Raw genomic sequence first — 240 nt, 5'->3', positions numbered from 1 at the left:
CGCGGCTTCGATCTGCCTTTCAGCCGCTCGTTGAGGTTGGAACGGGATACGCCCAGCGTGTCTGCGACGGCCTTCATCGCGAACCGTCCTTCGGCAACAAGATCGGCCGCGATATCCGTTTTTTTGAGTCTGCTTTGGACAAGGCTTCCCGAAGGATTTCGACCTCCATCGTCTTGCGGCCGAGCATGCGCTCCAGCTCGCGGACGCGATCTTCCAGCTTCTTCACTTCCGAATTGCCGA

General features: G+C 58.8%; 1 pseudogene. It reads right to left on the bottom strand.

The features are described from left to right. Nucleotides 1–240 (bottom strand): annotated as a pseudogene (locus ACS5UA_RS22960) (IS3-like element IS426 family transposase); the annotation flags it as partial.

Source organism: Brucella sp. RRSP16 (genome assembly GCF_052246815.1).
Lineage (GTDB): Bacteria > Pseudomonadota > Alphaproteobacteria > Rhizobiales > Rhizobiaceae > Brucella > Brucella intermedia.
This window is presented reverse-complemented; position numbering and strand designations above follow the sequence as displayed.